General features: G+C 36.7%; 10 protein-coding genes. 8 read left to right on the top strand and 2 right to left on the bottom strand.

Going from position 1 to position 10,131, the window contains the following annotated elements:
* Nucleotides 1–277: 277 nt before the first annotated feature.
* Nucleotides 278–2,263, bottom strand: coding sequence for a PTS system trehalose-specific EIIBC component (gene treP, locus AB3H93_RS11215; protein WP_181914755.1), 1,986 nt, complete (start codon nt 2,261–2,263; stop codon nt 278–280).
* 233 nt (nt 2,264–2,496) lie between these two features.
* Here treP and treR point away from each other — a divergent pair, with 233 nt between their 5' ends.
* The 8 genes from treR (at nt 2,497) to AB3H93_RS11175 (ending at nt 7,809) form a co-directional block, all read left to right on the top strand.
* On the top strand, nt 2,497–3,210 hold the full coding sequence (treR, locus tag AB3H93_RS11210; protein WP_010720375.1) for a trehalose operon repressor: 714 nt from the start codon (nt 2,497–2,499) through the stop codon (nt 3,208–3,210).
* A gap of 77 nt (nt 3,211–3,287) precedes the next feature.
* Nucleotides 3,288–3,731: a peptide-methionine (R)-S-oxide reductase MsrB gene (msrB, locus tag AB3H93_RS11205; RefSeq protein ID WP_034698687.1), complete on the top strand. Its 444-nt coding sequence runs from the start codon at nt 3,288–3,290 to the stop codon at nt 3,729–3,731.
* Nucleotides 3,732–4,038: 307 nt separating this feature from the next.
* Nucleotides 4,039–4,641 carry a Holliday junction branch migration protein RuvA gene (gene ruvA / locus AB3H93_RS11200; protein ID WP_010720373.1) on the top strand — a complete coding sequence of 201 codons (603 nt, stop codon included), beginning with the start codon at nt 4,039–4,041 and terminating at the stop codon, nt 4,639–4,641.
* 12 nt (nt 4,642–4,653) lie between these two features.
* The gene (ruvB, locus tag AB3H93_RS11195) at nt 4,654–5,655 is read left to right on the top strand and encodes a Holliday junction branch migration DNA helicase RuvB (RefSeq protein ID WP_010720372.1); all 1,002 of its coding nucleotides are present in this window, start codon (nt 4,654–4,656) and stop codon (nt 5,653–5,655) included.
* Nucleotides 5,656–5,747: 92 nt separating this feature from the next.
* Nucleotides 5,748–6,329, top strand: a complete 582-nt coding sequence (locus AB3H93_RS11190) for a TetR/AcrR family transcriptional regulator (RefSeq protein ID WP_010720371.1) — start codon at nt 5,748–5,750, stop codon at nt 6,327–6,329.
* 13 nt (nt 6,330–6,342) lie between these two features.
* Nucleotides 6,343–6,807, top strand: coding sequence for a low molecular weight protein-tyrosine-phosphatase (locus AB3H93_RS11185; RefSeq protein WP_081128334.1), 465 nt, complete (start codon nt 6,343–6,345; stop codon nt 6,805–6,807).
* A gap of 136 nt (nt 6,808–6,943) precedes the next feature.
* A complete protein-coding gene (locus tag AB3H93_RS11180) occupies nt 6,944–7,318 on the top strand; it encodes a hypothetical protein (RefSeq protein WP_010720369.1) in 375 nt (124 codons plus the stop codon).
* A 155-nt stretch (nt 7,319–7,473) separates the two neighbouring features.
* Nucleotides 7,474–7,809 (top strand): hypothetical protein, encoded by a 336-nt coding sequence (locus AB3H93_RS11175; RefSeq protein WP_096708586.1) that lies wholly within the window; start codon nt 7,474–7,476, stop codon nt 7,807–7,809.
* Nucleotides 7,810–8,416: 607 nt separating this feature from the next.
* On the opposite strand, the gene brnQ is transcribed toward AB3H93_RS11175, so the two are convergent.
* The gene (gene brnQ, locus AB3H93_RS11170) at nt 8,417–9,772 is read right to left on the bottom strand and encodes a branched-chain amino acid transport system II carrier protein (RefSeq protein ID WP_010736841.1); all 1,356 of its coding nucleotides are present in this window, start codon (nt 9,770–9,772) and stop codon (nt 8,417–8,419) included.
* Nucleotides 9,773–10,131: the final 359 nt, after the last annotated feature.

Genomic DNA, 10,131 nt, shown 5'->3' with positions numbered 1-10,131 from the left:
GATACCTGAAGGAATTGGTATAATGAAAATGAAAGAGGAGTTGCGCTAACAACTCCTCTAGACAGCACCGCGAAAGACGGTGGCAAAGTTTTATTTTGGTTTAGAAATAGCCATACTCTGCTAAAGTGACGGCTATTTCTTTTTGTCGTTTTTAAGCATAGTGACGATCAAACTGACTAAAGTGTTGATGAAAGTACCAACGCTTAAAGAGTGAAAAATAACCTGAAAAAATTCACTAAAAGAATTTTTTCAGGTTATTTTTATACAGTAGTATTTTTTATTTTAGTTGCGCTTTTCCAATTTTTTCGCTATGACGAACGAGACCTGTTTGATCTAATGTTAAGGCAGCAACTTTTTCATTATTTGTTAATACAACTAAGATGTCCGTTTTCTTCCCAGCCTGCTCAATTGCTGTGAGGTCCATGTCGGCTAGTTGTGTTTTTGGCGTGACTGAATCGCCTTCTTTTACATGGATCGTAAAAGGTAGCCCATTCAATTCGACAGTATCTAGACCCATATGAACGAGAACTTCCAGACCTTCATTAGTTAAAAGACCAATCGCATGTTGTGTATCAAAAATATTTGTTACTTTACCAGCGACTGGAGCATAAACTTTTTCGTTGGAAGGTAGTACAGCATAACCTTCACCCATCATTTTTTGAGCAAAAACAGGATCTGCTACTTCGGTGATTTCCTTGATTTGTCCATCTGCTACAGCGAATAACTCTTCTGTCGGAGCAGAAACTGCTGTTGCATTGGCAGCTTCAAATTTTTGTGGTGAAACGTTGTTTCCATCAGCTGTTTGTAGTTGTAAGCCAGTTGTGTCTTCTACGGGTACAGCAGGATCGATTTTATTTAAGATCCCTTGACGTCTGAAGATTACGGTTAAACCAAATGGAACAATAACTGCAATGATCATAGAAATGATGAACGGAACCCAAGTTTCTGCTTGGATAGCTAGAATACCAGGTAGTCCACCAACACCAATTGCATTAGCACGTACATTCATCAAGTTGGCAAACATTCCAGCTAAACCTGAACCAACCATTGCGGCAACAAATGGGTAAACATATTTTAGATTGATCCCAAACATTGCAGGTTCAGTTACCCCTAGATAACAAGAAATCATTGCTGGAATCGAGATTTGTTCTTCTTTTTTATTTCCGCGATGTAAGAAGATGATCGCAAGAACTGCCGAACCTTGTGCGATATTTGATAAAGCAATCATTGGCCAAAGATTCGTAGAGCCGAAATCGGCAATCAATTGCATATCAATGGCATTCGTCATATGGTGTAAGCCGGTGATTACTAAAGGTGCATATAAGAAACCAAAGACGGCACTAAATAACCAACTGATTGAAGAAGTCAAGCCAGTATTAACAATATTTGAGATCCAACTACCGATTGTCCAACCCACAGGCCCTAAGATGACATGGGCAGCTAAGACTGTTGGGAGTAGAGAGAACAATGGAACAAATATCATAGAAATCGACTGTGGAATATATTTACGGAAGAAAATTTCAAGATAAGCTAACATAAATCCAGCAAGCATCGCTGGAATGACCTGTGCCTGATAACCAATCATATCAACTTGAGCAAAACCAAAATCCCAAAATGGAATATCAGCCGCAGCTGTTGATGCGACACTATAGGCATTTAATAATTGCGGTGAAACTAACGTAATCCCTAAAACAATTCCTAATATTTGTGTAGTGCCCATTTTTTTCGCAATACTCCAAGTGATACCAACTGGTAAGAAATGGAAAATTGCTTCGCCAGGTAGCCATAAAAAGCCGTTTACGCCGTTCCAAAATTGAGAGTGTTCAACAATTGTTCCACCAAGACTTTCAAATTGGATTCCTTCTAATACGTTCCGGAAACCTAAAATCAGTCCCCCTACGATAATGGCTGGAATCAATGGTGTAAAAATTTCTGCCAAAACAGCGATTGCTCGTTGGACAGGGTGGAGATTTTGTTTAGCAGCAACTTTACTTTGCTCCTTGGATACGCCTTCAACACCTGATACAGCAACGAAGTCGTTGTAAAAGGTTGAAACATCGTTACCAATAATGACTTGGAATTGCCCAGCATTGGTAAACATCCCTTTCACACTAGGAATATCTTCGATTGCTTCTTCATTGGCTTTTTTTGGATCATTTAAGACAAAGCGCATCCGAGTGGCACAATGACTAACTGCAGCAATATTTTCCTTTCCACCAATTTCCTTTAACAGTTTCTCAGCATCTGCTTGGTACTTTGCCATAGGAATAAACCCCTTTCTTTTTAAACTTGTATACACAAGTTATCTTATCCATACTATACTTGTTTCTTCCTGCTATTGCAAGCGTTTTACAAGCGAAAAATGAAAAAATGTAATCGTTACACTTGGCTTAGTGTAGGGATATGTGAAAAGAGGGGGCGATTGAAATAACAAAAAAGCTGTAGTATAGTTTATATGCGAATAAAAGAAATTGAATATTAAGTGGAGGAAATGTAATGAATAAATTTAATGAAATTTTTTTAGATTTAGAGCAAAAAATTTTGGATCAACAATACCCTCCGCATACTTTGCTCCCTAGTGAAAATCAGCTGATTCAAATTTATGGTGTTTCACGAGAAACAATTCGAAAAGCGCTTAACCTGTTAACGACTGAAGGTTATATCCAAAAGAAACAAGGAAAGGGTTCGATTGTTTTAGACCGCAATCGATTTGATTTTCCAATTGCAGGATTAACAAGCTACAAAGAATTACAGGAAACACAACGAATCCCAAGTGAAACCATCGTTCAATTAATCGAAGAAACAGAAGTGGACCAATCATTGAGTGAAATAACAGGCTGGAAGAAAAAAACGCCGGTTTGGCATTTGATTCGTCAAAGGAAAATCAATGGAGAAGTGGTCATATTAGATCGTGATTATTTATTAAAAAATGTGGTACCAACTTTAACAGCAACACAAGCTGCTGGCTCGATCTACGAATACTTTGAAAATGAATTGCAACTAACGATTGCTTACGCCCAGAAAGAAATTACCGTTGAAGAAGTAACTCCTGAAATCGAAGAGATGATGGATCTACATGGAGATCGCTATGTCGTGGTAGTAAGAGGACTGGTTCACCTCGAAGATACAAGGTGTTTCGAGTATACAGAATCAATTCACCGTTTAGATAAATTTCGTTTCGTCGAGTTTGCTAGACGTCGTAAAGTCTAAGCAATTATTACTATGAGCAGAATGTTTGCTTCTGATACTTTTGTCGTTATGATTAAAAGAAAAAGGAGGCGTTTTTAGTGGGCGATTTCAAGAAAAATGAGCGTGATTTAAAAGAGGAATTATCTCCAATTTCATATGCTGTGACGCAAGAAAACGCAACAGAAAGACCATTTAGTGGGAAATATGATGATTTCTATGAAAAAGGGATCTATGTCGATATTGTCAGTGGGGAGCCATTGTTTAGCTCAGCCGAAAAATACGATGCGGGATGTGGCTGGCCGGCGTTCAGTAAACCAATCACTAGAAAAGATATTAAAGAAAAGGCCGACTTTTCTCATGGTATGCACCGAGTGGAAGTGCGAAGCAGTCAAGCAGATTCTCATTTAGGGCATGTATTCAATGATGGTCCTGCTGAAAAAGGCGGACTACGTTATTGCATCAATTCTGCGGCTTTAAAGTTTATTCCATATGAAGAAATGGAAGAACAAGGATATGGAGAATATCTATCACAAGTTGAATAAGGAAGAGCTTTATTTTTGGGTAAAAAATCTTGAGACAATTTTTGATTGTTTCAAGGTTTTTTCTTATTTATCTTTATTGAAGCGTTGTTTCCTGAATATTGATCCTTTGTTTTGAGGAAAGTGCTGAAACTCTGATCGTTCAAATTAAAATCTCTTGCAAAAAATGTTTATCCTAAAAACCTTGATAAACTTATGTTAAAAAGGAGAAGCGTAGCTCGATCTTCTGTTCTCTTTTTTCAAAAGAAAAAGTATGCTACAATGGAAGAAAATATGCGAACATATGTGTGTGAAAGAAAGAGGATAACAGATGTATGAATATCTTACAGGTGTAGTAACCTTTATCAATCCTTATTATTTAGTAATCGAAACAAATGGGATCGGTTATCAAATTGCATTAGGCAATCCCTATCGTTATAGTAGTAAGCTAAACAAAGAAATCAAACTTTACGTCCATCAGGTCATTCGAGAAGATGCACATCTTCTGTACGGATTTGATTCTTTAGAAGAAAAACAATTATTTTTAAGGTTAGTTAGTGTTTCAGGAATTGGACCAAAAAGTGCCTTAGCGATTATGGCTAGTGATGATCATTCAGGATTGATTCAAGCGGTTGAAACAGGGGATGTGACTTATCTGACCAAATTCCCTGGTGTGGGTAAAAAAACAGCTCAACAAATGATTTTAGATTTAAAAGGAAAATTTGGCGAATTAAGTATCGATACGCCCTTCAATTTATTTGATGAAAGTACAGCACAAGATGCGACGGCATTATCAGAAGCAATGGAAGCTTTATCGGCACTTGGATATAGTGATAAAGAGGTCAAACGGGTCGAGAAACAACTAAAAGAAGTAGAAAATCTCACAACAGATGAATATTTACGCCAAGCTTTAAAATTAATGATGAAAAAATAAGGAGGGAAAACGATGACCGATGAACAGTTATTATCCCCTGAAACGGGCGAGAATGAATTAAGTTTAGAAAAGACCCTCCGTCCACGGTTACTTTCCCAATATATTGGTCAAAAGAAAGTGAAACAGGAACTCAAAATATATATTGAAGCTGCCCGTCACAGGGAAGAACCATTGGATCACGTTTTGTTATATGGTCCGCCTGGATTAGGGAAAACGACAATGGCAATGGTGATTGCGAATGAAATGGCAGTCAATATACGAACAACTAGTGGTCCCGCAATCGAGCGACCTGGAGATCTAGTCGCTATTTTAAATGAGTTAGAAGCTGGCGATGTTTTATTTATTGATGAAATTCATCGATTACCTCGAGTAGCAGAAGAGATGCTTTATTCTGCCATGGAAGATTTTTACGTGGACATCATGGTTGGACAAGGACCAACTGCTCATCCTGTTCATTTTCCTTTACCACCTTTTACATTAATTGGCGCAACAACTCGTGCAGGTATGCTTTCAGCGCCACTTCGTGATCGATTTGGGATCATTTCTCATATGGAATATTATGAAGAAGCTGATTTAAGAGAAATCGTGATTCGTTCTGCTGATATTTTTCAAACAGAGATCATTGAAGAAGGTGCACTGGAAATTGCTAGACGTTCAAGAGGAACACCACGGATTGCTAACCGCTTGTTAAAAAGGGTACGTGATTTTGCACAAGTACAGGGAGATGGCAAGATCAATCAAACCATTGCCGATCAAGCATTAACGTTGTTACAAGTCGATCAGGCAGGTTTGGATTATGTCGATCAGAAACTATTACGTACGATGATTGAATTATATGGTGGCGGACCGGTTGGATTGAGTACGTTATCTGTCAATATTGGTGAAGAAAGAGAAACTGTTGAAGATATGTATGAACCTTTTTTGATCCAAAAAGGTTTCTTGAAACGGACACCTCGTGGAAGGATCGCCACACCATATGCCTATGAACATTTTGGATATGATTATCAAGTATAAAAAAGGATACTTGAATCGACTGTCCATATAAATACTTTTTCAAGAAAATCGTAGAACTAGAAGTCTTTGTAAAGAAGATAGGAGATGATGAGATGGGCGATACACCGCATACTAAGCAATTGATTAAAAACGTATTGATTGATTTATGTCAAAAGCAGTCTTTTCAAAAGATCAGTGTACAGAAAATCGCCCATGAGGCAGGCATCAATCGCCAAACATTTTACTACCATTTTACAGATAAATACGATTTGTTGCGATGGGTGTATTACGAAGATTGTTTATGCTATTTAGATCCTCATTCTCTTTCTTTAGACAACTGGGAAGAGCAAGCATTAAAAATGTTGAAGGCAATTGCTGCACAAAAAGAATTTTATGCGAACACTGTTACATCTGACCAAGAAATACTACAAAAAGAGTTTACTGCTGTTATCCAGCAATCATTTATTAAGATTTTTGATCAAATGGATGAAGAAAAGCAGTTATCAAAAGCGGACAAATTGTTTTATGCTCGTTTTTTTTCTTATGGATGTAGTGGGGTTCTAATCAATTGGATTACACATGATTACGAAGAGACGCCTCTAGAAATCGCTGTCCAATTGTTCCGCTTAGCCAAAGATACAGAATTATATTCCTATCGGTTGTATGCAAAAGAAGAGCTGGAAACAAATGATTAGAAGGAGAGCAAACATGACGAAAGTTTTATTTGTATGTCTAGGAAATATTTGCCGTTCACCAATGGCAGAAGGTTTGTTGAAGAAAATGGTAGCTGAAGACGGACAATCTGATCGATTTTTGATTGATTCTGCAGCGACAAGCACTTATGAAGTGGGGCGTTCACCTCATAAAGGAACAAAGAAAATTTTAGAAATTGAGAACGTGGATACGAGTCAAATGATTGCACGCCAAATCACAGAAGAAGATTTTCAACGATTTGATTGGATCATTGGCATGGATCAATCTAACGTAGAGGATTTACAACGGATGGCACCGACCGACGCACAACATAAGATCCATTTATTTTTAAGTCGGGTTCCTGGAAAAGAAACACAAAATGTTCCTGATCCATACTATACCGATAACTTTGATGAAACTTACCAATTATTGACTGAAGGGCTCAAGTATTGGATGCAAGAATGGAAAAAAGATAAATAAAATAACGATATATCTATATAGGTAACGCTTTCTTTTTGTTGCTCAGTATAGATAATATTCTTGTTATTTCGTTAAATCTTAGGTAGAATATAGTTAATTAAGTAACACTTTCTTAGCTAAAGGAGGAGTGCATTCAATGAACGAAGAAACAGTATCACCAATGAAGAAATTGACCAAGTTAGTCACGCATACGTCGTATCAGCTTTTTGATTCTTTTGTAAATGACACTGAAAAAATAGCAGAGAATGTACGTTTGCAAGGAAAGTTTGTTTTAGAGCTGCAAAAAGCAGCTACTCAACATAGTTTAGTGATTTTACAAGTAAGAGCCAATCGAAAAAGTAATAAGTACGAAACGATTTCAGGCTGGGTAGCTACAAAAAATGTTGAAAAAGAAGTAGTCATGATTCGCCTACAAAACAAGGAACAACAAATACGAATGGTTCCAATTGATCAAATCGAAAAAATCACCAGTCTTTCTCCAGCAGGAGATCAAGAGCGGTTATCTAAATAGAAGCAAAAAAAGCGATGGAATAGATTCTTCATTTTCCGTCGCTTTTTGCTTTTTTTCATATGATGTTGGCGAAGAGAAAACTTAAAATCAATATTAGAGCAGTACATAATTAAGTCATGAGGATAGATGTATCAATCAATAGAGAGGTGTTATGGGTGCCAAAGAATCGTTTGATTAATTATATGACCAAAAATTGGAAGATAGCCGGATGGAATATATTTGATTCTTTATTCCTTTCTGCAGCTGCAATCGTTGTTTCTTTAAATATAGTGTTCGTCCTATTTCCAGATTTGGATAACTATTATACAAACGCATTAAATTTATTTTTGATTGATCTGATGATGGTGTTTGTTGGCTTGGGAGAATCAGTAAAATCTAAAGTTGGAAAACGAATCGATGTCTTAATTGGTAGTATTTGGGTAATTTATCTATGCCTCTATTACTTTACAGGTTTTCATAGTTCTACTTGGATGAATTGGCAGTTTTTTTGATAAGATAAAACGAAAAACAAGAATGATACTTTGAAAATTTGGCAAGACTACTAGGAATGACAAAAGCTAGCTGGTTGGTGATAGATAAACTAAAACACAAAATGGTTGAGACAAAACTATTTTTCAGGTTTGTCTCAGCCATTTCTAGTTCAATAAAAAAGTCCTGCTAGCCGGGGAGCTAGCAGGATAAGGAGTTAAAAATGAAAAAGTGTTGTTAGGGTTGTTTGTTGGTATGCTTATATATTACTCAGGAGTTGTGAATTTTTTGTGACGAAAGTTTTTGGAAGTTGGTAATTTTTTTAGGAAAATATATTTCTGCTAGCCATTTGACTAAATAGTTAAATACATCCAATGGATTCATTCAAAAAGTAATTTTGTCAGTTATCTGTTGATTCTAATGACTTAGTAAAAAATCCAGAGCCGAAAATAGAAGTAAAAATACACAGGTTCCTTCTTGTATATATAAATAGAGCATATTTGAAGCACTTTTCTACTGTTAGATGCAATCTAATAATGGAAAGTCACTTCAAATATGCTCTGTTCATTTCACAGAAGTGAGGTTAGCACACCGATCCTTCTTTTAAAAGAAGGATCGTTCTAGATGCCGTTACTCTACAACAGGTGTTTCTTTTTTAACCATACTCCAAATCAAGCCAATTACTAAACCAATCAATGCTGGGACGATCCAACCCATTCCTAATTTAAAGAATGGCAGATAATTCGTTGCGAAGTCTAACAACGTTTTGACAAAGCTGGTTTGCTTGATTCCGTCTGGGCAAGCATTTAAACCGTCTAAAATTGAAGCAATTAGTGTAAAATAAGTGGTCATGCGGTAAACAGCAGGACGTTGTTTAAACAATGGACCCACAAGAACGAGTAAGATCAAGGTCATTGCCAAAGGATAAATAAACATCAAGACAGGTAATGAAATTTGGATGATATTTGTCAATCCCACAGTAGCGACCAAACAAGCAAGTGCACTAGCTAGTGTCACAAATACAATGTAATTTCTTTTAGGAAACAGATCGGTAAAGGTTTCTGCGAAAGCAGTGATTAGTCCAATCCCTGTTTTTAAGCAAGCAAGGATCACAATAAGAGCGAGCAAGATACTGCCATAAGTTCCTAAATAATGATCTGCGATTTGCGCTAGTGCGATCCCGCCATTTGAACTTAAAGCAAATCCACCGAGACTCATTGTTCCCACATAAGCAAGTAATGTGTAGATGATTCCCATCAAAACGATACTGATTGCACCAGATTTGATCGTATCCTTAGCAATCTCAGAAGGCTTTGTTACGCCCATATTGCGAATCGTAGTAACAATAAGGATACCAAATGCTAAGGCAGCAAGTGCATCTAACGTATTATATCCTTGAGTAAAACCAGTAAAGAAAGCATGTTCTTGATAACTAGGTTGGACAGTAGCTTGATCGATTGCACCCAATGGATGAATAAAAGCAAGTACCAACAAGATTCCTAGTAAAATCAAAAAGGCAGGATTAAGGAATTTTCCTACATAATCAAGGATTTTAGTAGGCCGTCTGGATAACCACCAAGCAGTGAAGAAAAATAAAATACTAAAAATAACTAAAAATACATGTTGTTGCTTGGCTTGGATAAATGGAGCTAAACCAATTTCAAAAGAGGTAGTTGCTAATCTTGGTAAGGCGAAAAACGGTCCGATGACGAGGTAAAGCAAAACAGTAAAAACCAAAGCATATTTTTTGCCGATCCGTTCTGCTAATTCATAAACCCCTGATGTTTTTGAAACACCGATGGCAATTACACCTAAAAAAGGTAGTCCGATCCCAGTTACTAAGAAGCCAAGATTGGCCCAGAAAACGGCAGAGCCAGATTCTTGTCCCATGTGAACGGGAAAAATCAAATTACCAGCACCAAAAAATAAACCGAATAACATTGAACCGATAAACATACTTTCTTTGAACGTCAATTTTTTTGTCATAGATTTCTCCTTTACTTATTTATACTTTTTTTAAAGTAACAAAAATAACGTAGTTTAGCAATGTTTTTCTAATCAAATAATGAGTATAAAGTATTGATCTTGAGTTGAAATAATCATTATATCCTGAGTGGTTCTGTGAGAGAGTAATTGAAGGGGAGATGTAAAAAATCTGGAGGCTGAGCCAAAACTTGCCTCAGTCGCTTCTAGAAGCTCTAAAACCGAATAAATGGTGAGACAAAAGTGGCATCTTCGGAAATTCCTTCTTATTCTTGATGCGAAACACTTTTGTCTCAATCTCATATTCTAAAGATTTTTTGCGGCTTATAAAAAAGAGAGTCCTAACATACTTTTATCAATCT

Origin of the sequence: Enterococcus sp. C74 (genome assembly GCF_040887125.1) — a bacterium.
Lineage (GTDB): Bacteria > Bacillota > Bacilli > Lactobacillales > Enterococcaceae > Enterococcus_B > Enterococcus_B hirae.
The sequence above is the reverse complement of the archived record's forward strand: the minus strand, read 5'-3'. Positions and strand labels throughout refer to the sequence as shown.

What these genes read in the sequence shown, in the direction of transcription:
- treP (WP_181914755.1), bottom strand. Translation starts at nt 2,263, where the DNA reads ATGGCAAAGTACCAAGCAGATGCTGAGAAACTGTTAAAGGAAATTGGT.
- treR (WP_010720375.1), top strand. Translation starts at nt 2,497, where the DNA reads ATGAATAAATTTAATGAAATTTTTTTAGATTTAGAGCAAAAAATTTTG.
- ruvA (WP_010720373.1), top strand. Translation starts at nt 4,039, where the DNA reads ATGTATGAATATCTTACAGGTGTAGTAACCTTTATCAATCCTTATTAT.
- ruvB (WP_010720372.1), top strand. Translation starts at nt 4,654, where the DNA reads ATGACCGATGAACAGTTATTATCCCCTGAAACGGGCGAGAATGAATTA.
- AB3H93_RS11190 (WP_010720371.1), top strand. Translation starts at nt 5,748, where the DNA reads ATGGGCGATACACCGCATACTAAGCAATTGATTAAAAACGTATTGATT.
- AB3H93_RS11185 (WP_081128334.1), top strand. Translation starts at nt 6,343, where the DNA reads ATGACGAAAGTTTTATTTGTATGTCTAGGAAATATTTGCCGTTCACCA.
- AB3H93_RS11180 (WP_010720369.1), top strand. Translation starts at nt 6,944, where the DNA reads ATGAACGAAGAAACAGTATCACCAATGAAGAAATTGACCAAGTTAGTC.
- brnQ (WP_010736841.1), bottom strand. Translation starts at nt 9,772, where the DNA reads ATGACAAAAAAATTGACGTTCAAAGAAAGTATGTTTATCGGTTCAATG.